Raw genomic sequence first — 23474 nt, 5'->3', positions numbered from 1 at the left:
GGATGACGTGCCCGAAACGTATCGGAGATACGTCAGGTTCCGTCCCTGGCAGCGACCCTCCGAGCCATGATGACCACCGATATGCGGAACCCCGAACGACAGGGGACGACAGGACTGCCCGACGGGCGCGTGTTGGGCTGGAGTGAGTGGGGTCCGCTCACAGGCAGGCCCGTGTTGCTCTGTCCGGGAGCGGCGACCAGCCGGTGGCTGGGCTTTGGCTCGGCGGTGTTGGAGAAAACGGGCGTCCGGCTCATCTCCGTCGATAGACCAGGCTTGGGGGCGTCCACGCCCATGCCACAGCGGAGTCTCCTGGACTGGGCCAGTGACATCCGGAACTTCCGTGTTGCTCGGGCGCTGAACGGACTTCGCGCGGTGGGTTTCTCACAGGGCGCGCCTTTCGCGCTGGCTTGCGCGGCCACGCAGGAGGTGGAAGCGGTTGCGCTCGTTTCAGGTGGGGACGAACTGGCACACCCGGCCGTGCGTGCACTTCTCCATCCGGACGTCGCGAAGCTGGTCGACCTCACCGCCATGGATCCCGCCCAAGCCGAGGCATTCTTCGCGGGGATGAGCGCTCAGATGATGTGGAACATGGTCATCGGCATGAGCCACGAAGCGGACCGCGCTGTGTACACCGAGCCACGTTTCGCCGAAGCGTACCGGCGCGCGCTGGACGAAGCCTTCTCACAAGGCACTGCGGGCTACGCACGGGACACCGTGCTGGCCATGTCCCGATGGCCCTTTGAACTGGAGACACTCACCGTGCCCGTGGACCTCTGGTACGGCGCACTTGATACCAGCACTGTTCACTCACCCGACCACGGACAGACGCTCGCGACGAGGATTCCCACGGCCCAGCGCCGCGTGGAGCCAAGCGCCGGGGGCGCACTGCTGTGGACGCATGCCGAGCACATCCTCACGTCGTTGCTCGCCCGGTAGGTCCCGCGCGACACATCCAAGTACAAGCCCACCTGTCGCGAGCCTGTGGCACACTGCGCGCCATTCGACTCCTCTTCTCCATCGTCTTCTGGGCGTTCCTGATGCTCTCCAGCGCCGTGCTCTTCGTGGGCGCCGTGCTGGTCTGGCTCGTCACGTTGCCGTTCGACCGCAACGGACGCGTCCTGCACCTGTATTCGTGCTTCTGGGCGCAGCTCTACTTCTACGTCAACCCGTTCTGGCACCTGGAGGTCGACGGCCGCGAACACCTGCCCTGGCGGGGCCCGGCCGTGCTCGTGTCCAACCACGAGTCGCTCGGCGACATCCTGGTCCTCTTCGGCCTCTACCGCCCCTTCAAGTGGGTCTCCAAGGCGTCGAACTTCAAGCTGCCGCTCATCGGCTGGAACATGCGGCTCAACCGCTATGTCCCCCTGGTGCGCGGTGACAAGGCGAGCATCATGAAGATGATGACCGCCTGCGAATACTGGCTGTCTCGCGGCGTGCCCATCCTCATGTTCCCCGAAGGCACGCGCTCCTCGGACGGCGTCGTGAAGCCCTTCAAGGACGGCGCCTTCGCACTGGCCTTGCAGCAGCGCTGCCCCGTCATCCCCGTGGTCCTCACCGGCACCGCGCGCACCCTGCCCAAGCATGGCCTGGTGCTGGAGACCACTGCCCGCTGCCACGTCCAGGTCATGCCCCCCGTCGACCCCAGCGCCTTCACCGACGTGGCGTCCCTGCGTGAGCACGTCCGGAATCTCATCGTCTCGGAAAAGGCGCGCATCGAGGCCCTGACGCCCGGCGCCGCCACCCCGTAGCGCCAGCCCGAGCCCCCAGGCGAAGATACGCTCCGGGTTCGAGGCGGGGCTCGCGCTCCGGGGGACGCAATGCGCAAACAGCCGCTGGTGATGGTCGCACTCGGAGGGCTCGCGCTGCTCCTGGCCGTGGCGCTCGTCCACCGGTGGGAGGACACCGGCGAGCGGCCAGCGACCTCCACCGCGCAGCGCATCCCGTCACGACGCGACCTCGGCGTCCCGACGCCCCCACCGCGTGGCAACCACTCGCTTCGCGGACGCGTGCTCGACCCGCGGCGCCGCCCCGCCGCCGGCATCCAGGTCACCGCCACGCGCGACATGCCCGGCGAGTCCCTGTCCGCCCGCTCCTGCGACACGCGCTCACCGGAGCTGCCCTTGTCCTCCGGAGGCTGCATCGGCGAGCCCGAGGAACTGGTGCGCGCGCTCGTCGAAGCCGGTCACGGCGCCGCGCCCGTGGTGGCCCAAGCCCACACCTCGGCGGACGGAACGTTCCTTCTCGAAAACCTCCCCGAGGGCATGGTGGCGCTCTGGGCCATCGGCGAGCGCCACGCCACGCTGGCGCTGGATGTCCGCACCGACGCCCAGGACGTGCAGCTCGTGCTCGAATCAGGCCGCTTCCTGCCTGGCCGCGTCGTCGCCGAGTCCGGCACACCACTGCCCGGTGCGCGCCTGACGCTCTTCCACCAGGACCACACCCGCTTCTTCGATGCCCAGGCCGGCGCGGACGGCCGCTTCGCCTTCGGTCCCCTCCCACCGGGCGAATACACCGTCGTCGCCACCAGCGAAGGCCTGCTGACGGATTCGCTCCAACAGGTGGACGAGGAGAAGCTCAACCCTGTCGTCCTTCATCCACCGCGACGACTGTCCGGCCGCGTGCTCGCCCAGGACAAGCCGGTGTCCGGAGCGGAAGTCCACGTGGAGTACACGCCGCATGTCACCGTGACGGACGACGAGGGCCGCTTCTCCTTCGAGCCACTCGCTCCGGGCGACTACGAGGTGCGCGCGGAGCATCAAGGCGAGTACGGCTTCGCCACGGTGGCGCTGACCGAGGAAGGCGGGGACGCGGAGGCCACCGTGCGGCTGGGCACGCTCGTCTACGTGGAAGGCTCCGTGCGTGACGAGTCCGGACGCCCCGTTGCTCGCGCCAGGGTAGGCGCCGGCGCGGCCAGGGGACGGGCACCTCCCGCGGACTACGTCACCACGGCGGAGGATGGCCGGTTCCGGATTGGCCCCCTGCGACTGGAGCCCTACATCTTCAACGTCATGGCCCCCGGCTACCAGGGCCAGCTCCGTGACGCGGTCGCCAGCTCCGGCGAGCGCGTGGACTTCACCCTCCGCCGCGCCCATCTCCTCCAAGGCACCGTCACCGACACCCAGGGCAACCCCCTGTCCGGCGTGGACATCGACGTGGACGACGAGATTCAGACCGAGACCGAGACCGAGACCGAGACCGAGACCGAGACCTTCCGCGAAGAAGTCGACCCCACCACCTCGGACGAACACGGCCGCTTCGAGCTCACGTTCCCCACCCCTGGGAACTACACGCTCGTCCTCACCCACCATGGACACATGGAAGAGCGGGTGGAGGTGAACGTGCCTGGACCCACGCTCAGCGTGGTGCTGCGCGCGGCGGGCCGGGTGGAGGGAGTCGTCACGAACACCCAGGGCGTGCCCATCCACGGCATGACGCTCAGCCTCGTGGACACCCGTGAGACGGTTGCTTCCCAGGAGACCGAAACGGACGCGGAGGGACGCTTCTCCCTCACCGAGGTGGGCCCGGGCACGTACACCCTGATCCCCGGTTCGGACCTCGGCGACACCGACCACCAGGTGATGCGCACCGTCACCGTGCAGGGGACCGAAACCGTGGAGGTCTCGCTGCGGCTGGAGACGGGAGCCCCGGTGTCCGGCATCGTCGTGGACGAGCACGGACGCCCGGTCGCGAACGCGCTGGTGGACGGGAACAACGTCCCCAGCCCCCGTGACGGCGTCTTCGAGAGCACCTCCAGCGACGCGGAAGGCCGCTTCGTCCTGCACCACCTGGCGGAGGGCGCGTGCGCGCTGCGCGCGTCGAAGGACAGATATGTCTTCGAAGCCCGGAGCCCCACGGCGGACGGCCTCTCACCGCCCGCGGTCCTCGCGAGGTCCGGGGCGGACGACGTGCGGCTGATACTGCGGAGCCAGGGCCACATCCGCGGCCGCGTGGTGCGCGGGGATGGCTCGCCCATCACCCGCTTCACCATTGACCAGCAGTCCTTCCGGGACCCCCAGGGCACCTTCAGGCTCACCGCCGAGCGCGCGGGCGCGCAGCGGCTGACCTTCGAGGCCCCCGGACTGACACGCGCGATGCGCGAGGTGCAGGTCTCCGCGGGCGAGGACGTGGACCTGGGCGCGGTGCGGCTGGAGGCCGGACGCCACGTGCGCGGCCGGGTGGTGGACGCGGAGACGTCGCGCCCCATCGAGGACGCCGTCGTTGCGGTCCACCTGCCCGGTGAAGGTGGCGCGCTGGAGGAGGTCGCGCCCATCGCCGCGGAGGCCTCTGACACGGACGGAACCTTTGCCTTCACCCCGCTGGAAGCACGCCCGCTGGACCTGCTGGTCCAGACGAACCGGGGCCACCCCGAGATGCGCCAGCGTATTGGCACCGGTGACGAAACACTGGAGCTGCGAATCTACCCGGGCGCCCAGGTGGACGGCACCTTGAAGGACCGCGACGGAAAGCCCGCGGAAGCCATTGTGCAGCTCGTGGCCAACGACGGGGACTACTCCGCCGCGGTGGACGAAGCGTTGGGGACGTTCCAGGCCCGGAACGTCCCGGCGGGCACCTACACGCTGTCGGCTTCCATGGGACAGAACGCGGAAGGCCGCAGCGTGGCCTTCCTTCCGCAGCGCGTGAAGGTTCCCCCCATGGGGAAGGTGACGTTCTCCTTCACGGAAGCCACCGGCGGCGGCACGATGCGGCTCGGCATCCGGATGCCTCCGGCCAGGCCGGGCGAAGGGCTCTACCAGGCGTTGCTGTCGGGCACGGTGTCACCGACCGTGTCCGCGCGGGAGCTGCGCACGAGGGCCCGCTTCGGAGACATCCGAGCGTCCACGAAGAGCCAGGATGGCGTGTTGGTGTACGAGCAGCTCCCGGCTGGGGCGTACACGTTCATCGTCCTGCTGGAAGAGGGGAAACCCGCCCGCTTCACCGTCCACCGGGAGGAGCTCTTCCTCGCGGAGGGGGAGACGCTGGAGCGGGACATCCAGGTGACGCCACGGCCCCTGCCCTGAGCGGGAGTGGGATTATCGGGAAGCCCGGCCCACGCCTAGAGTGAAGCGGATGAGCGACAAGCGCCCCCTGACGGACACGACCGAGCTGGAGCTGGACTGGCGTGGCCGCGCCCCCCGTCAGCCGGAGGCGCCCTCCAGCGCGGCCTTGGAACCGCTCTCCGAGGTCGAGGTGCCGTCCGGCGCGGGAAAGGGGCTCCCGGGTGACCCGCGCCACATGAGCACCGAGCTGCGCCTGTCGCTTCAGGGGATGATGGAGACGCCCGCGCTGCGCATGAGGCAGATGCGCGAGGGCCTGGAGATCATCTTCGGCGCCCAGACGCGCAACCGCTACGAGGTGTGCGACGACACGGGGCGCGTCGCGCTGTACGTGGAGGAGGAGGCCCGTGGCTTCGGCGCCATGCTCCGGCGGACCTTCTCGCCCTTCTACAAGGCCCGGATGGAGTGCATGACGCTGGGCGGCATCGTGGCGCTCGTGGTGGAGCGCCCCTGGAGCATCCTCCTCACGAAGGCGGACATCCTGGCCTGGGACGGCCGGCTGATGGCGCGCATCCAGCAGCGCTTCACCCTGCTGGGACGCCGGCTGGACATCGTCACGCCCGGCGGCGCCGTCATCGCCACCGTGAAGGGCCCGCTCTTCAGACCCTGGACCTTCCGCATCTTCCAGAATGACGTGGAAGTGGCCGTGGTCCGCAAACGCTGGAGTGGCTTCCTCCAGGAGAGCTTCTCCGCCGCGGACACCTTCACCCTCGACTTCCAGCCCCAGTGCACCGACTTCCGGCTGCGGCAGCTGGTGCTGGCCGTCGCCCTGCTCGTCGACCTGACGTACTTCGAGAACAACAGCCCCCGCGGCGCCCTGGGCCCGGGGCTGGACCTGTTCGACGCGTTGATGTTCTGGAAGAAGTAGCGTGGTAAATCCCCCTCCATGTCCACGTCCACGAGCGATGCGCTGAGCGCGGCAGACCTGGAGCGGCTGGTCCGCGCCGAGTCCCCTGACCTGGCCGATGCCGTCCTCGCCCTGCTCGAGCAGCCGGAGCAGACGCCGGAGAAGCCGCTGCCGAAGGATGCCTTCACCTTCGACGCGCTCCTCCGGACGCTCACCCAGGCCCGGGCGCACTACGAGTCGGACGGGCGGCGTCAGGCCTCCTCCGAGGCGTGGCAGCGCTACCTGGCGCAGCAGGACGTGCCCCGCCCTCCCCGCTTGGCCCTGGCCGACCTGCTGGTGGCGCTCTACCAGCGCGGCACCCAGGCCTCGCGGGCGGCGCTGATGGACATCGCCCGCCGCGCGGACCTGCGCTTCGGCCTGTGGGGCGGACTCAAGCGCATCTACAAGCTGGCGGAGGCCAACCACGACGCGGAGCTGTTCGGCGTGCTCGCCTGGCGCTTCGACGTGGAGCGCCACCGCCCCAGCGCCAGCCGTGAAGTCTCCGGCGGCACCCTCACCTACCTGCGCCGCCGCGCGTGGCGCTACCTGCGCCACCTGGGCGCCGCCGTTCCGGAGCTCTACCCGCAGTTCGCGGTGGAGGTGCTGCGTCACTACGCGCCGGACACCTCCTGGTACGGCGTCTGGGTGGCCCACCACATCTGGGCGCACGGCAGCGGCAAGTACTCGCAGGACTCCTTCGCCATGCCACCGCCGGGCGACATGGTGAAGCACCGCGCCTTCCCGGACGCGTGGAAGCGCTCGCCGGACGCGCTGATGCGCCTGCTGGACGTGTGTGAGTCGGACCCCGCCGCCAGCTTCGCCATCCAGGGACTGCGCAAGGACTTCCCGGAGGCGCTGCGCAAGGTGACGCCCGCGTGGTTGGACCGGCTCGCCCGCCGGCCGCTGGGCAGCGCGCACGACTTCCTGGTGGAGACGCTGCAAGGCTCGCCCGAGTTCCACCAGGGACGGCTGCGCGAGCTCGGCCTGCACGAGGCGGTGCTGGCGCTGCTCCTGTCCCCCAGCACCAAGGCCCGCGCCTACGCCATCGAGTACGCCCGCGCCCACGCGCAGGACCTGCCGGCGGAGCGCCTGGAGGAGCTGGTGGCCCAGGGCGCCCCGGACGTGAAGTCCTACGCCGCGGCCACGTTGGAGAAGCGCAACCCGCGCGAGCTGGGCGTGGCGCTGCTGGGGCGGCTCCTGCAGCACAAGGCCACGTCGAGCTTCGCGGCGGGCGCGCTGGCGCAGTCGTTCGACCGGGCGGAGCTGCCCGCGGACTTCCTGCGCGACATGTACCTGGGCACTGGTGAGCAGCTCAACTGGGTGAAGGGCTTCATCAGCTCCAAGTACGGCGCCACCGAGCTGCCCACGGACTTCTGGAAGGCGCTGCTGGACGACCCGCGGCTGCAGAAGAAGCCCCACCCCGTGGAAGGCCTGGCGATGCGGGCGCTGTCGGCCTACCCGGCCGCGGCCATTGGCCCGGAGTGGCTGCTGGAGAAGGCCGCCCATCCTCGCATCGGCAACATGGCGACCCAGGCGCTCATGCGCGCGGACAGCCTGCCCGGGCTGGACGTGGAGCAGGTGAAGGCGCGCGTCTTCAGCGCGAAGTACCGGGGCGTGGCGCTGGGGCTGCTGGGCAACCGCAAGCTGTTCACCGCGCGCCAGCTCACCGTGCCCTGGCTGCTGGCGCTGGCCCGCCGCGCCGACCCGGAGCTGCACGGCTTCGCGCACCGCTACCTGCTGGAGAACGTGGCCCCCGCGGACTTCAGCGACTCGGGTGACGCGGCCGCCGGCCTGGAGCGCCTCTTCGAGCTGGCCCTGGGCGCGAAGCAGCCGGTGCCCGTGCGCGCCTTCGCGCAGACGTACCTGCGCTGCCACCACCCCGTCATCGGGCCGGAGCAGCCGGAGTCGAAGTCCTACAACCTCAAGCCCCGCGCGCCGCGCAAGGCGTACACGCCGGAGCTGCTGTGGCCCGCGCTCACCGATTCGCGGGACGACGTGCGCCGCTTCGCCCTGGCCATTGCCCGCGCGGAGCTGCGCGCCTGGGGTTGGCACACGCGCGTGTACGAGCTGGCCGACGCCGAGGCGAAGGAGGTCCGCAACCTGGCCTATGACGCCCTGCTGCGCGCGGGCGAGGAAGGCGCGGACGCCCGGCACACGCTCCAGCCGGAGGAGTTGGACCCGGTGAAGGTGTTCTCCCTCACGGAGAGCACCAAGCGCAGCACGCGCGAGGTCGCGGTGGAGCTCATCCGCCGGCACTACACGCGGCTGGGCGGCGCCGAGCGGCTCGCGTGGCTGATGCAGAGCGCGGACCGCGAGGTGGGCCTGTTCGCGGTGCGCCTCCTCTGGGAGAAGCACCGGCCCACGCACCTGCCGGAGGGGTGGAAGCCCGCGGGCGCCAAGGAGGCCCCGGCCGCCAGTGGCACGGAGCGCTTCGCCAACGTGGACGCGCTGCGCACCTTCCTGCGGAAGATGCTCTTCGGCCTGCCGCCGGGCCGCGCCAAGGAGGCCCGCGAGGGCGAGGTGCAGAAGCGCCTGTCCGCCAGCGTGGCCAAGCGCCGCGTCATCGAGCTGGTGCGCGACCTGGGCCTGGACGACGCGGCCTTCGCCCGCGTGGTGGCACCGGTGCTGGAGGAGTTCACTGGCTCGCTGGCCAAGGGGGAATGGCAGAGCTGCCTCGCCTCGCTGGTGCAGCTGCGGGCCGCGCACCCGGATGCGCAACTCGGCAGCGCCTGAGCAGATTGAACGCCCATGCTGCTCGATGAACTGCTGAATGGCTTTCCGCGGGAGCGCTTCCTCCAGGAGCACTACCAGCGGCGTCCCTTCACCGGCGCTTCCGCCGCGGAGCGCCTCCAGCGCCTGGGGACGTGGGAGACCATCGACTTCCTCGTCGAGGAGACGGCCTGCGACGTGCTGCTCGCGCGCCAGGGTGTGCCCTACCCGGGAGGCAGGCCCACGACGGCGAAGGCGGCGCGGGAGCTGTTCGCGCAGGGCTACACGCTCGCGCTGCGGCAGCCGGACCTGCACCACCCAGACCTGGCCCAGCTGGCGCGCGCCTTCAGCGCGGAGCTGCACGGCCGCATCAACCTGCACATCTACTGCACACCCGCGGGGCACCACGGCTTCGGCTGGCACTGCGACCCGGAGGAGGTGTTCATCCTCCAGACGGCGGGCCGCAAGGACTACCTGCTGAGGGAGAACACGCTCCACCCCGTGCCCCTGCCGGAGTCCGTGCCCAGCGGCTCCCTGGCGGCGCAGGAGAAGACACCCGTGGAGACGCACTCGCTGGGCGCCGGGGACTTCATCTACATCCCGGGCGGGTACTGGCACATGGCGCAGGCAACCGAGGAGGCGCTGTCCATCTCCATCGGCCTGATGCCGCCCACGCTCCTGGACCTCCTCGACGGGGTGAGGGCCGCGCTGGCCAGCAGCCCTGTGTGGCGGCGGCGGATGCCCTCGCTGGGGCGTGCCTCCACGCTGGACGACCCGAGCAAACTGGCGCTGCTGCGGACGTTGCTGTCGGAGCTGGGCGGTGAACTCCAGCGCCAGCTCGCCGACCCCGGCTACCCCCTGCGCTTCCTCGCGCAGACGGCCCGGTTCTATCTGCGCTCCACGGGAATCCGGGGCAACGGGCGCTGACGGCGCGCGGCACCGTGAACCCCTTCACTGCGCGCTCTTCTATTGAGGGCGCTGGTGCTAAGAAGAGCAGCCACTGAGGAGCGTGATGCCCGTACTCGCCATCGGCAACATCGAGAAGGTCCGCGCACTCGCGGCCAATGCGCGCCTGCTGCTGGTGGGCGGCGCTCGCGCATCCACCGCCAGCCGCCTCACCGCGTTCGAGCCGGGCACCAACAAGGTGCTGTGGAGCACGGAGCTGCCCTCCGCGGTGAACGCGCTCGCCCTGTCCGGTGGACAGTGGGCCGCGGCCGGCGCGGATGGCACGGTGCGCATCGGCACGCTGTCCGAGGGGCAGGTGCAGTTCCAGCTCAATGACGTGCACCCCGGCGGCGTCACGGCGCTGGCCTCCAGCGCGGATGGCACGCTCCTCTTCAGCGCGGGCGCGGACGGCGTCGTGCGCGCCTGGGACTGGGAGTCCACGCGCAAGATGCACGAGTGGAAGGCGTCCACCCAACCCCTGCGCGCGGTGGCCGTGGACCCCTCCGGCACCTACGCGGCGGGCGCGGGTGACGACGGCGTGGTGCGCGTCTTCACCGTGGCCACCGGCGCGCAGCGCGACATGGCCGGCCACGAAGGCGCCGTGCGCGCGCTCGCCTTCACGCCACGCGACGGCCGGCTGGTGTCCGCCGGTGACGACGGCAAGCTGCGCATCTGGTACCTCGTAGGCGCGGTGGAGTTAGAGGTCCGCGGCGAGAAGGACACCGGCCATGCCGGCCCGGTGCTCGCCCTGCTCTTCCCGCCCACGGCCACCGCCAAGCCGGGGGAGGAAGAGCCCGGCGACCGCGTGTGGTCCTCGGGCAGCGACGGCCAGGTCAAGGTCTGGCGCCTGGACGTTCGCCGCAAGCCGCGCTCGCTCGACGCGGGGGGCAAGCCCGTGCAGGCGCTCGCCTTCGCGCCGCCGGCCAATCCGCGGCTGGCGAAGACGTCCCTGGGCTCCGTCTTCACGGGCGGGGATGACCGCCGCACGCACCGCTTCGGCCTCGCGGTGGACGGCTCGCCCGCGGGCGACCACGACACGTCCCAGCACGGCATCGACCTGCTGACGGAGTCACTCAAGGCCGGCCGTCCCCGCCGCGAAGCCGCGGTGCGCGAGGCCGCCGCGCTGGAGGAGACGGAGGCGCTGGACTTCCTCTTCCAGGTGCTGTCCTCGGAAAAGGACGCGGAGGTCCGGCGGCTCGCCGTGCGCGAGCTGGCGGACAAGGGCCGCACCGCCGCGCGCCCCAAGCTGCGCGAGCGGCTGGACGACTCGCATCCGATGGTGCGCAAGGCCGCGCTGGACGCGCTCGTCGCGCTGGAGCCTGAGGCCCCGCTGTCCGCGCCGCGCGCGGCGCTGGGCTCGCAGCACCCGGAAGTGCGCGTGCTGGGCCTGGAGCTGCTGGCGAAGCTGGGAGGCACGTCCCCGCTGGTGCCGGGCCTCATCGCCGGCCAGCTCGCGGACAACCAGGGCACGGTCGGACTGGCCGCGCTGGACGCGCTCACCCAGGTGGTGCCAGGCGACGGCGCCGAGCCGCTGCGCACCGCCTTCGAGCGCGGCCCCTCCCTGCTCAAGGTGGAGGTGCTCATCCGCGCCGCGGCGGGCGGGCTGCTCGGCCACGCGCAGCTGCAGGCCCTGGTGGCCCGCGCGTTGGATGACGCGGACCCCGGCGTTCGCCGCGCGGCCTTCACCGTGCGCGTCATGGAGCGCCGGGCGCTGTCCCACGCGCTGGAGTCGCGTGACGAGGACTTCGGCCGGGGCACCAAGGAAGTCTCCCGCTGGCTGGTCCAGCGCGCGCGCCGTGCGCAGGGCGTCGCGGGCAATCCGCCCATCACCGACGCGGAGCTCCAGGCCGGACGCGATGCGATGCCCGCGCAGGGCACCACGGGCGCGGCCATCACCGAGAGCGACCTGGAGCCGCTGCTGGCCGCCATGGCCTGCCGCACGCCGGACACGGCCGTGCGCGGCGCTCGCGGCCTGGCACAGCTGGGCGACGCACGGGCGCTGGGCGCGCTGCTCCAGCTCTCCCGCGAGCCGGACGCCGCCATCCGCCGGGTGGCTGCCTCCTCCCTCCAGGCACTCCAGGACGCGCGCGCTCGCGAGCGGCTGGTGTGGATGCTGGACGACGAGAACGCGGACGTGCGTGCCGCCGCGCTGGACGCGGTGGTGGCGCTGGACGCGGACGCGCCGCTGGCGTCGGCGGAGGCCGCCCTTCGCTCGGGCCACGAGGACGTGCGCGTGCGCGGCCTGGACCGGCTGGTGAAGCTGGGCGCGGCGACGCCGGGCGCGGAGCCGCTGCTGGGCGATGCGCTGGAGGACGAATCCAGCAAGGTGCGCGGCGAGGCCTTCCGCACGCTGTGGGCCTGGAACGAGAAGGCGCCGGAGAAGGCGCTGGACCGCGCGCTGGCGGGCCGCTTCCCCGACCTGCGCCACCGGGCGGTGGAGGTGCTGGCACAGCGCGCCGCCGAGGGCTGGGCGCTGGAGCGGCTGAAGAAGGCCGTGGAGGACCGCGACACCAGCGTGGCCACCGCCGCGTATGACGCGTGGGTGAAGCACGTGGGCAAGGAGCACGCGGAGGCCCACCTCGCGGCGCTCGCCACCACGCACGCGCCGCTGCGGGAGCACGCCGCGAAGGGCGCCATCAACGCCCCCATCGAGCCCCTGCGCTCGCCGCTGCTCAAGCGCGTCCAGGACGAGGAAGTCCCCGTCGCCGTGGCCGCGCTGGAGGCGCTGGACAAGCTGGTGCCCAACGAGAACGGGCCCCTGCTGGCCGGGCTCTCCGCGGCGCCGCTGCCGGTGCGCGTGCGCGCGGTGGAGCTGCTGGCTCCGCGTGGCGCCGAAGACATCATCGAGCCGATGCGCGCGTTCATCACCGACAAGGACCTGGAGCGGCTCTACCCTCCAGCCTTCCTGGTGCCGCTGCGCATTCGCGCCGCGCGGGCCCTGGCGTCACTGGGCTCGCGGCGCCTGCTGACCTTCTTCGCCACCGTGCTGCTGCCGCACGAGCTGGGCGACCTCCAGGAGCAGGGCGGTCGCGGGCTCGCCACCGCCGCTCGCCGGGGCGACGAAGGCTTCCTGCTGGACGCGCTGAGCCACGCCAACGTGGCGGTGCGCTCCTGGGCCGCGGACGGCCTGTCCCGCCTGGGTGACGTGCGCGCCCTGCCGGTGCTCACCGGCAACCTGCGCCACGACCACCTCCCCATCCGGCTGGGCGCCATCCTCTCCTTCGCGGCCCTGGGCCCGGAGGGCGACGGCGGCCTGCTGCACGGCCTGGAGGACCGCGCCCGCGAGGTGCAGGAGATGGTGTTCGCCATCGTCCTCGCCCGTGATTTGCGCGCCAGCCGCCGGGGCGAACCGCCCGACCTGCTCACCAGCGCCCTCTCCAGTGGCAGGCCGGAGGTCCGCTACGCGGCCGCCCGCGCGCTGGAGCTGCGCACGGAGCCGGACGCGGCGCGTGCCCAGTTGGTGGAAGCCCTGCTGCCGCCTCGGCCGGAGAAGGTGGCCGACATGAAGGACTGGCCGGCCGAAGAGGAGCGCGTGAAGTACGTCGTCGGGCTCGCGGAGGCCCTGTCCAGCCTCCAGCCCGAGCAGCGCTACGCGGCGGCCCAGGTGCTGCTGCTGCGCGACAAGCCGCTGGAGTACTTCCGCCACGCCAAGAAGGTGGCGCGGCCGAGCACGCTGGATGCGCCATGGAAGCCGGAGACGGCGCCCACCAGTTCGCCTGTGCAGGCCACGCCCGCGAAGAACTGGCTGCGGCGCATCTTCTCCGCCGTGAAGACGGATGCCCCCGCCGCCTCGCCCGAGGCCTCCGCCCAGGCCGAGCGGCAGCACCTGCGCCGGTTGGCCTTCGGTGCCTACGTCGGCCTGCTGCGGCAGGTGTCCACGGGCGACGATGAGAGCCACCGCGTGCGTCGCGACGCGGTGGACCGCGTGGTGAAGCTCACGCAGGAGGGCTTCGCCGGCACGCCCGCCGCCGTGGCCGCCCTGCTGCGCGCCCTGGAAGACCCTCACCAACTGGTGCGCAAGGCCGCGCTGGCCGGGCTGAAGGAGCTCTTCCCCGCCGGAAGCGATGAGCCGCTGGCGCTGGCCCTGGCCTCGCTGGCGCCGGACGTGGCGCGCGCGGCGCTGGATGAGCTGGCCACGCGGGGTGACGCCGCGAAGCCGCGCATCACCGCCGCGCTGAACTCGCCGCTGACGGACGTGCGCCGCTACGCCTTCGAGCTGCTGGAGAAGCTCAGCCCGCCCGGCAGCCTGGAGCCGCTGCTGGCCGCGCTGGGCAGCGAGCACGCCGACCTCCGCGTGGGCGTCATCGAGCGGCTGGCGGGCGCCAACGACTCGCGCGTCACCGAGGCGCTGGGACGCGCCATGGCCAGCGAGCACGAGGACCTGCGTCTGCGCGCCTCGGAGCTGCTGGCGTGGCGTGGCGATGACCGCGCGGTGGAGGTGCTCGCCACCTTCCTGCGCGCGGAGAACGCGAGCGCCGCGAAGCGCGCCACGGAGGCCCTGGCCCGGCTGGCCACGCCCGCCGCGGTGGCCGCGCTGGCCGCCCGGCTGCCCGCGGCCCAGGACTCCCATGAGCGCAAGCGGCTGGTGACGGCCCTGGGCAACACGCGCCGGCCCGAGGCGCTGGAGGTGCTGGCCCGCCAGTGCCAGACGGACGCAGAGGGCGTCATTCGCAGCGAGTGTGTCACCGCGGCCATGACGGTGGCCGGCAGCGACGTGAAGAAGCGCGACATGAAGCTGGCCGTGTCGTTCCTGCGGCAGGCCGTGAAGAGCTTCGACGTCGCCGTGCGGCTGGAGGCCCTGCGGCACCTGGAGCACGGCGCGGAGGCCGGCCAGTCGGAGCTGCTGGTCAGCCTCTTCACGGACCGCTTCCCCGCAGTGAGCGGCGCGGCCGTGGAGGCCTACGCGAAGCGCGTCATCGAGCACGGCGCCCCGGCGGAGCCGCTGGAGGCGGTGCTGCGCGGCGGCTCGCGCGACCTGATGCTGCCGGCCGCGGAAGGCGTGGCCTTCAAGGGCGGCGCCAGCGCGCTGCGGCCCCTGATGCTGTACGCCCGCGCGGGCGAGGACGGCCAGCGCGAACGGGCCCTGCTGGCCCTGGGCACGCTGGGTGACGCGCGCGCCCTGGCCGAGTTGGAGACGGTGGCCGCGGGCGGCACGGCGGAAGCGCCCGTGGAGCCGAGCATGGTGTCGGCCGCCATCGAGGGCCTGGGCCGGCTCGCCGCGAAGCTGCCGGACGGCGAGGAGCGCCGCCGCGCCGAGGAGAAGGTGGAGGCCGCCGCGGTGGAGGGCGCCACGCTGGAGCTGCAGCAGGCCGGCGTGAAGGGCCTGCGCGCCATCGGCGGGGAGCGCGCCCGCGTGAAAATCGAGGCGCTGCTCGGCGACACGAGCACGGCGCTGCCGGTGCAGCTGACCGCGGCCCAGGAGCTGGGGAAGCTCAAGGACACCGCCGCGGAGACGGCCCTGGCCGCCGCGCTGGACGCGCCCCAGCAGGACCTGCGCAAGGAGGCGCGCAAGGCGCTCGACGTGCTGTTCCCCACCGAGCGCACGCGGGTGGAGTTCCACGCGGTGGCCAGCCGCTACCCGGACATCTCCGCGCCCGCCGCGGCCTACCTGGCCAACGAAGGCGACCCGGCGCTGCTGGTGCCCCGGCTGGCCACGCTGGACAACGTGACGCTGCGGCTGCGCCTGCGGCGCGGGCTCGCACGCCGGGGCGCCCTGCCCCTGCCGGAAGTGGTGGCGCTGCTGGGCCACGACAAGCCGGAGGCCCGCGAGGAGGCCGCGCTGCTGGTGGGTACCTGGACGGGTGAGGCCCGCGAGCCCGGCACGGTGGACCTGGCCGCGCTGTCCCGCGCGCTGGTGACGGCCGAGCGCCGCACGGCCACGGACTGGACCTCCGCCGCGCCGTCCAGGCGCGCCGTGCTGGAAGGCGCCTGGGAGCGGCTGCTGTGGGCGGGCTCCCGTCTGGGCACCGCGGGCATGGCCGACTCCGCGCGCACCCTCCTCCAGGGTGGAGAGACGGCGGCTCCGGGCACCGTGCGCCAGGAGGCCGCGCGCGCCCTGGGCAGGCTGGGTACGCCGGGGGGCTCGCTGACGCTCACCGGACAGGCCCCGGCGGCCGTGCTGACGAACGAGAAGGAGCGCGCCGCCGCGGCGGACACGCTGCGCAAGTCGCTGGTGGACCCGGACGCGCGGGTGCGGGCGGCGGCGGCGGATGCGCTGGCGAAGCTCGCCCCCGAGCGCGCCACCGCATGGGCCCTGGAAGTGAAGCCCTTCGACGCGGTGGCCCTCGGCCCCATGGGTGCCCGGACGACGCGGGAGCTGCTGGCCACCTCCGAGGGTCGCCGGCTGTCGGTGCCGACGCTGCTGGGTGCCCACGCGCTGGAGCCCCTGAAGTCCCTGGCCACCGACGCGAAGCCGGAGACGCGGCAGGACGCGTGGGCCGCGCTGGGCCGCCTGGGCGGAGACGACGCGGCGAAGCTGCTGCACGAGGCCGCCTTCGACAAGTCGCAAACCGTGGAGCTGCGCAAGGCCGCCTGGCGCGCCCATAAACGAGCACGCCGCGCCGCTGAGCGCGCCCGGAACCGGAAGGAAGGTAACCCGTCGTGACGACCGCCACCCGACACCCCGTCGAGCTGCGCTACGCCACCGCGAGCGACGTCGAGTCCGGCACGGACGGCTCCCGCGTCCGCCTGGCCCTGGAGGGCTCGCGCGGCACCGTGGGCGTGAGCGGCCGCGTCACCGACGCCGCCCTCTTCCGCGACGCGCTGGCCGCCACCTTCGGCATCCTCGCCAGCGACCTGCGCTACCGGGGCAAGGACCGCACCGCGTACCTCGCCTACCTGATGAAGCAGGGCAAGCGGGCCAGCGCGCTCATCTGGGAGGCGCAGAAGGCGTTCCTGGACAACGCGCTGGACGGAGAGAAGAAGCAGGACGCGGTGCTGGACCCCGTGCTCACGGTGGACCCGGACAGCGTGTCCCTGGAGGTCTTCTCCCGCGACGAGAGCGCCTACGCCCGGCTGTCCTTCGACAACCGCCTCTTCGAGGGCCGCGAGGCCGCGCACGGCTCCACCTTCCTGGACGTGCCACCGGAGCTGCCCGCCCGCGTGGACCGGCTGCGCACCTACGTGCCCGTCTCCCTGGAGGCGCACGTCGCGCTGGCCACGCCGGCCTCGCAGCCGGCCCGCGCTCCGCGCAACGTGGAGGTGCCCCACGCCTGGCTGCGCGGCTTCCTCCAGGTGCAGTCCGCCGCCACGCTGCCCGCGAGCACCTGCGAGCTGGCGCCCATCGACCTCTACAACCTCCTCTTCGCCCTGCGCGCTCGCAAGGCGAAGAAGGCCCCCCGCGCGCTGCGCTTCGAGCTGGTGCCCGGCGCCCCGCCCCGGCTGGTGCTGGAGCCGTGGGAGCTGGTGCTGGAGTGCCACGGCAGCACGTACAACGGCACCGCGCCCGCGGTGGTGCGCACCTTCGGCCGTCAGCGGCTGGCCGCGCTCGCGCGCCTGCTGCCCCACGCGAAGTCCGTGCGAGTACAGCTGATGGGCCCCGGCCTGCCGGTGTTCTGGGTCATCGACATGGGCGCGGCCACGCTCACGCTGGGCCTCACGGGATGGACGGAGAGCGGCTGGTCCTCCGCCGCGGCCTTCGACGTGCTGATGCCCCGCGCGGTGCCGGACGGATTGGCGGAGCAGCTTCGCAACCGGCTGCGGACCGAAGGCCCCCTGCCCTTCGACACGCTCGCCGCCAGCGCCGGCGCGCCCAAGGAGTCCGTGCGCGCGGCGCTCCAGCTGGAGTGCCTGCGCGGGCGCATCCTCTTCGATGTGGCGCGCGGCCAGTACCGTCCGCGCGAGCTGATGCCCACGCCGGTGGACGCCGCCGTCATCCGCTACGGCAACGAGCTGGAAGCGCGAGCGCACCGCCTGCTGGGTGGCGACGGCGCTCCGGGCGCGGGCGAGGTGAAGCTGACCAAGGTGCACGACGTGGTGGGCGAGGGCATCCGCATCCACGGCGAGGTGGTGGACCGCGAGGCCCTGCGCAGCTTCTTCCCCAGCTTCACGTTGGACTTGGAAGGCCGCGTGAAGGACGCCAGCTGCGGGTGCCCGCACCACCGGCGCTCCGGTCTGCGGGAAGGCCCCTGCGAGCACCTGCTGGCGCTGCGGCTGGCCTACGCGCGCCGCCGCGCGGAGGAAGAGGCGCTGCGGCAGACGCCCGAGGGCCGCAAGCTCATCCGCGCGGAGACGCGTTCCTACGTGCGACGCGACGCGGAGAGCGGACTGGAGACGGTGTACCGGGTTTCCCTGGATGGTCAGGTGGTGGCGGTGGAGTGGGGCCCGCGCACGGGCACGCCGCGTCACCAGCGGCTCTGGTTCGACTCGGATGCGGAAGCGCGCGGAGCGTACTTCGCGCGCCTGGAGAAGCTGGCGGCTGACGGCTACATCGACGCGGCCTCGGCATTGGTGTAAACCCTTCAACCACGGCCCGGCCGCCACGAGCGGCCGGCAGGACAGGTGCGACGAAGAGACGACGACGTGCGCTTCACGCGCGAGCAGCCGAGAGAGGTCCGGAGTGCATCAGCCTGAGCGCCTCGAGCGCGGGAGCGGCGTTGCGCCGCTCCGGTTGAAATGCAGGACACTCTCCGCAAGGTAGCCTGTTCTTGGCTCTCTCCCTCCTAGGCACTACGGCCAGGGTGGGTAGCGGAGCCAACGACGCGACCGCCGTTTACCCACCCCGGCCGTAGTGCCTAGGAGGGGAGAGCCGGTGAGGCTACCGTGCCCCAGGTAAGATGGTGGTGCTTTCCCGGCCTCCCTCGACTGCTCGCGCCATGTCCCGTCCTCCATCGCCGCGCCCGCCCAAGGTGCAGACATGACCGCCAGGCTGGACCCGTTCGTCCCCGCAGCTTCGCCGCAGGCCGTGCCCACGCCCGAACCCACCGCTCCGTCGCCAGACGCGGCCGCGAAGCGTGAAGCCCGCCGGCTCGCGCACGAAGCGCTGCTCGTCCGCGCGAAGGCCATCGACGAAGCGGGCGGCGCCGACGACTGGGTGCAGGCGCAACTCGTCTCCAAGGGCCTCGCGGTGGAGGACCTGGACTTCTCCAGCGCCTCCGAGAAGGACAAGAAGGCCTGGAAGGAGAAGAAGAAGGCCGAGGCCACCGAGCGCCGCGCGCTGAAGCGTCAGGCGCACGAGGCATGGAAGGCCACGCACGTGGGCCACCTGGGCGCGGGCGTGCACTGGGTGGAGGACCGCCCTGCAGACGCGTTCGACGTGCCCCACCGCGAGGAGCGCGCCCGGGCCAACGGCCTGACGGAGCTGGACTCGGCGGAGGCGCTGGCCAAGGCGCTGGGGCTGAGCGTGTCCAAGCTGCGCTGGTTCGCGTTCCACCGCGAGGTGGACACGGCCACGCACTACGTGAGCTGGACGATTCCGAAGCGGGACGGCGGCAAGCGCACGATTACGTCGCCCAAGCCGGAGCTGAAGGAAGCACAGCGCTGGGTGCTGTCCAACGTCGTGGAGCGGCTGCCGGTGCACGGCGCGGCGCATGGCTTCGTGGCGGGACGCTCCATCCTCACCAACGCGCTGGCCCACCAGGGCGCGGACGTGGTGGTGAAGGTGGACCTCAAGGACTTCTTCCCCTCCGTCACCTGGCGCCGGGTGAAGGGCCTGTTGCGCAAGGGCGGCCTGCCGGAGGGCACGTCCACGCTGCTGTCGCTGCTCTCCACGGAAGCGCCGCGTGAGGCGGTGCAGTTCCGGGGCAAGCTGCTGCACGTGGCCAAGGGCCCGCGCGCGCTGCCCCAGGGTGCGCCCACGTCGCCGGGCATCACCAACGCGCTGTGCCTGAAGCTGGACAAGCGGCTGTCCGCGCTCGCGAAGCGGCTGGGCTTCACGTACACGCGCTACGCGGACGACCTGACCTTCTCGTGGACGAAGGCGAAGCAGCCCAAGGCGCGGCGGACGCAGCGTCCCCCGGTGGCGGTGCTGCTGTCGCGCGTGCAGGAAGTGGTGGAGGCGGAGGGCTTCCGCGTGCACCCGGACAAGACGCGCGTGGCGCGCAAGGGCACGCGGCAGCGGGTGACGGGGCTGGTGGTGAATGCGGCGGGCAAGGACGCGCCGGCGGCCCGAGTCCCGCGCGACGTGGTGCGCCAGCTGCGCGCCGCCATCCACAACCGGAAGAAGGGCAAGCCGGGCCGCGAGGGCGAGTCGCTGGAGCAGCTCAAGGGCATGGCCGCCTTCATCCACATGACGGACCCGGCCAAGGGCCGCGCCTTCCTGGCGCAGCTCACGGAGCTGGAGTCCACGGCGAGCGCGGCTCCGCAGGCGGAGTGACGCTCAGCGCGCGAGCAACGCCGCGTCGAGGAACGCCTTCAACCGCTGGGGGTACGCCTCCGGCTCGGTGGCGCTGAAGTTCCCGTGTCCGGCGCCCTGGATGCGCCACGTCTGGGCGTACTCACGCACCTTGGCGAAGAGCTCGTCGGCGAGCGGCTGTCCTGACTCCTCCGTCCCCATGACGATGAGCAGCGGCCGGGGGCGGATGCGCTCCACCGCGTCGATGGTGCGCACCTCTTCCAGGGCGATGCCGCGCCGCCAGAAGGGAACCAGCGCCCCGCATTGCGACACGAAGCCGAAGCGGCGGAAGTCATACGCGGCGGCCAGCCACAGCGTGTTGAACGGGGACAGCAACACCACGGCGCGCACCGCCGGGTCCTCCGCCGCCACCTCCGCCACCGCGGCGGAACCAATCGAGAAGCCGAGCGCCCCTACCCGCTCCGGGTCCACATCCGGCTGGGCGCGCACGAAGTCCAGCGCGGCCCGCACGTCCCGGCGCTCCAGGTCTCCCCAGGTGGAGAAATCGCCCTCGCTTTCACCGTGGGCGCGCAGGTCGAAGAGCAGCACGCCATAGCCCGCGGCCCGCAGGATTCGCGCTTCGGGCAGCAGGTCCGCGCGCGTCTGGGACAGGCCGTGCGCCAGCACCACGGCGGCGCGGTTCTGGGACGGCACGTACCAGCCCCGCAGCGTCAGCCCGTCCGACGTCTGAAGCGAGACGTCCTTTGCCTCGGCGAAGTCAGCGGGGCGCTCGGCCTTGGGACGTGGGTAGTGGAAGTAGGCCTCTGAATGACGCAGCGCTCTACCAAACACCGCCAGCGCGGCCAGCAGCCCCAGCGAGAGCGCTCCACCCAGCAGCCACCGCCACTTCATCTTCGTTGGACCTCGTTGAAGGAAGCTGGGGTGTTTGAACCCCAGGCGTGCAGACGGGACCCACGTTGCTCCACCACGTACTGAGCAGCTTACACTCCGTGTAGACAACTCACAGTGCCATCAAAGACGGCACTGTCGCGCCAGGAAACCTGTGGGCACATCCAGGACGATGTTCGACGTGGTGGTGGTGGGTGGTGGCGCTTGCGGCGGCTGGACGGCCAAGCAGCTGACGGAAGCAGGCTTGCGTGTCCTGGTGCTCGAAGCGGGCCGAGGCATGGGCGCGGACCGGATGCTGTGGATGCTCCACCGCATGCGCCAATCCTTCGGCTACCTGGCGGAGACGGACGACCAGCGCAAGGTGCGCCAGTCGGTGCAGAGCACCACCTTCGCGTGGCCCTTCCACCCGCACGCCTTCGTCGACGACGTGGACAATCCCTACACCACGCCAGAGGACCAGCCCTTCACGTGGATTCGTGCGCGGCAGGTGGGCGGGCGCACGTCGGTGAAGGCGCACGGGCGCCAGTTCTACCGGCTGTCTGACTTCAACTTCAAAGCAGGCACGCAGGATGGGCAGGGGCCGGACTGGCCGCTGACGCTGGCGGACCTGGCGCCGCACTACGAGACGGTGGAGCGGTGGATGGGCATCCACGGCAACGCGGATGGCCTGGACATGCTGCCGGACTCCGTCTTCGCGGGTGCCATCACCATGACGCCCGCGGAGCAGCGCCTGAAGGAACAGGTGGAGCGCCGCTGGCCCGAGCGCCGCGTCATCGTCCGCCGCACGGCGGGAGCGCCCGTGACGATGCCCGCCGCGTTGAAGACGGGCCGGCTCGCGCTGCGCACGAACGCGGTGGTGGACCAGGTGCTGTACGACGCGGCGACAGGGCGCGCCACGGGGGTGCACTACCTCGACGCGAGGTCGGGCAAGTCCTACGAGGCCCACGCGCGGGTGGTGGTGCTGGCGGCGGGCGCGATTGAGTCCACCCGCCTGCTGCTGCACTCGCGCAGCAGTGCGTTCCCGGACGGACTGGCGAACTCGTCGGGGCAGCTGGGCCGCAACCTGATGGACCACACGTACATGCTGGGCATCGAGGCGAAGATGAACCTGCCTCCCGAAGCCCAGCGGCAGGAGCATAGCTGGGCGTACATCCCCCAGTTCCGCAACGTGGCCACGAAAGAGCAGGACTTCGCGCGCGGCTACGGCGTGCAGGTCTTCACCTTTGGAGACAACTGCCACTTCGTGCCCTTCGGGGAGATGGTGCCGCGCGCGGAGAATCGCGTGACGCTCAGCCCGACGGTGAAGGACCGCTGGGGCATCCCCGCCGCGCACATCGAATGCCGGCATTCGGCCAACGAGCTGAAGATGGCCGAGGACGCGGTGGCGGCCTGCAAGGAGATGATGGAGGCGGCCGGCTTCACCGTGGAGAAGGCCAACGCCACGTTGTCCACGCCGGGCATGGCCATCCACGAAGTGGGCACGGCGCGCATGGGCACGGACCCGAAGACGTCGGTGCTCAATCCCCACAACCAGAGCTGGGACGTGCCCAACCTCTTCATCAACGACGGTGCCTGCTTCCCGTCCCAGGGACCGCAGAACCCCACGCTGACGATGATGGCCATCGCCGTGCGTGCCAGTGCTCACATCGTGGAGGAGTTCAAGGCCGGGCGGCTGTGACGTGGTGGCGAGCGTTGCGGCTCCGGCGCTGCATGCCTTAGCGTGCTCGCGATGATTCAAGTCGACGAGCTCGGTGAAGAGACGACGTTCGCGGAGGTCGCGAGGCGATTTGCTGGGGCGAGCTGGCTCGCCTCGTTCCTCGAGACCGAGCAACTCAACGACCCGGAGACCAACGGCATCGTCGTGCCGCGCATCGTCAACGCAGGCCTGCGCCTCGACGACACGCTCGAAAGCGGGCCCGGCCCCTGGGCTGTCATCGTCGACGGTGACCTCGAGACGCGCGGCGACCTGGTGTGCACGACCGACGATTACCTGACGAGCACGCTGATTGTGACCGGCGACGTGCGCGCGAGGAACGTGCGCTTCGCCGCGAGCGCGCGCGTCGGAATCGAGGGCGACCTGGTCGTCGGCGGTGGGCTCGGCATCGTGAGCGGAACGTGGGGCGACGGCGGCGCGGTGCTCTGGGCGCGCTCGTGCGAAGCCGCGCTCGTGTTGCTCGACGGCAACACGAGCATCGACGCGGACCGGTGCCGGCGGACGCTGGTGTGTGGGTCGACCGGTTGGCGCGAATTCGCCCCGGACATCCACGACCACGCGACGTTCGAGGAGATGTTCGAACCCGCCGCTTTCGATGAACGCGGCGACCTCGATTTTGGCCGGGCGATGGCGCTCGCGAATGAAGGGCGCTCAGCGCTGCGGCCCGAGGTCGAGAATCGGCTGCGCGGAAGCAAGGGACTCGCGACACGCGAAGCGCTCGCGTGGCTGGCGAGCGACCCTCCCTGCCGCGAGCTCATGGCACTTGGCGATGACGCATCGATGGCGGTGCTCGCCGAGCGGTTGGCTCAGCGCGGCCATACGGTCTCCATCGAAAGCCTCACGCGCTCGGTGCGCGCCATGCGGGGCGCGCGCCTCGATTCGCAATCCATTGGGTGATGAACGCCGGACTTCGAGTCCTTCTCGCAGTGGCTCGCACGGCTGGGCGCGCCGCACCCCCGAACGCGGTAGCGGCTCGTGGCCACCGTG

General features: G+C 71.9%; 12 protein-coding genes. 11 read left to right on the top strand and 1 reads right to left on the bottom strand.

What is annotated here, in order from left to right; genetic code table 11:
* The first annotated feature begins 66 nt into the window (after window positions 1–66).
* The 9 genes from OZ403_RS00610 (at window position 67) to OZ403_RS00570 (ending at window position 19906) form a co-directional block, all read left to right on the top strand.
* Window positions 67–936, top strand: coding sequence for an alpha/beta fold hydrolase (locus OZ403_RS00610; protein ID WP_268783233.1), 870 nt, complete (start codon window positions 67–69; stop codon window positions 934–936).
* A 101-nt stretch (window positions 937–1037) separates the two neighbouring features.
* On the top strand, window positions 1038–1748 hold the full coding sequence (locus tag OZ403_RS00605) for a lysophospholipid acyltransferase family protein (protein WP_140786613.1): 711 nt from the start codon (window positions 1038–1040) through the stop codon (window positions 1746–1748).
* A 69-nt stretch (window positions 1749–1817) separates the two neighbouring features.
* A complete protein-coding gene (locus OZ403_RS00600; protein WP_268783232.1) occupies window positions 1818–5018 on the top strand; it encodes a carboxypeptidase regulatory-like domain-containing protein in 3201 nt (1066 codons plus the stop codon).
* A 49-nt stretch (window positions 5019–5067) separates the two neighbouring features.
* Window positions 5068–5922, top strand: coding sequence for a phospholipid scramblase-related protein (locus OZ403_RS00595; protein WP_268783231.1), 855 nt, complete (start codon window positions 5068–5070; stop codon window positions 5920–5922).
* An 18-nt stretch (window positions 5923–5940) separates the two neighbouring features.
* Entirely contained in the window at window positions 5941–8673 is a 2733-nt protein-coding gene (locus OZ403_RS00590) for a hypothetical protein (RefSeq protein ID WP_268783230.1), read from the top strand.
* A 15-nt stretch (window positions 8674–8688) separates the two neighbouring features.
* Entirely contained in the window at window positions 8689–9576 is an 888-nt protein-coding gene (locus tag OZ403_RS00585) for a cupin domain-containing protein (protein ID WP_268783229.1), read from the top strand.
* Between the two features lie 85 nt (window positions 9577–9661).
* Window positions 9662–16198, top strand: coding sequence for a HEAT repeat domain-containing protein (locus OZ403_RS00580; protein ID WP_268783228.1), 6537 nt, complete (start codon window positions 9662–9664; stop codon window positions 16196–16198).
* Window positions 16195–18048, top strand: coding sequence for an SWIM zinc finger family protein (locus OZ403_RS00575; protein ID WP_140786607.1), 1854 nt, complete (start codon window positions 16195–16197; stop codon window positions 18046–18048). The genes OZ403_RS00580 and OZ403_RS00575 overlap by 4 nt, the downstream gene beginning before the upstream one ends.
* Window positions 18049–18448: 400 nt before the next feature.
* Window positions 18449–19906, top strand: coding sequence for a reverse transcriptase family protein (locus OZ403_RS00570; RefSeq protein WP_140786606.1), 1458 nt, complete (start codon window positions 18449–18451; stop codon window positions 19904–19906).
* A gap of 3 nt (window positions 19907–19909) precedes the next feature.
* Here the strand turns inward: OZ403_RS00570 and OZ403_RS00565 are convergent, their stop codons facing one another.
* The gene (locus OZ403_RS00565) at window positions 19910–20776 is read right to left on the bottom strand and encodes an alpha/beta hydrolase (RefSeq protein ID WP_268783227.1); all 867 of its coding nucleotides are present in this window, start codon (window positions 20774–20776) and stop codon (window positions 19910–19912) included.
* A gap of 151 nt (window positions 20777–20927) precedes the next feature.
* Between OZ403_RS00565 and OZ403_RS00560 the strand changes: the two genes are divergently transcribed.
* Window positions 20928–22451 (top strand): GMC oxidoreductase, encoded by a 1524-nt coding sequence (locus tag OZ403_RS00560; RefSeq protein WP_140786604.1) that lies wholly within the window; start codon window positions 20928–20930, stop codon window positions 22449–22451.
* A 51-nt stretch (window positions 22452–22502) separates the two neighbouring features.
* On the top strand, window positions 22503–23384 hold the full coding sequence (locus OZ403_RS00555; RefSeq protein ID WP_268783226.1) for a hypothetical protein: 882 nt from the start codon (window positions 22503–22505) through the stop codon (window positions 23382–23384).
* Window positions 23385–23474: the final 90 nt, after the last annotated feature.

Origin of the sequence: Myxococcus sp. NMCA1 (assembly GCF_026810205.1) — a bacterium.
In the GTDB taxonomy this organism is placed as follows: domain Bacteria; phylum Myxococcota; class Myxococcia; order Myxococcales; family Myxococcaceae; genus Myxococcus; species Myxococcus xanthus_A.
This window is presented reverse-complemented; position numbering and strand designations above follow the sequence as displayed.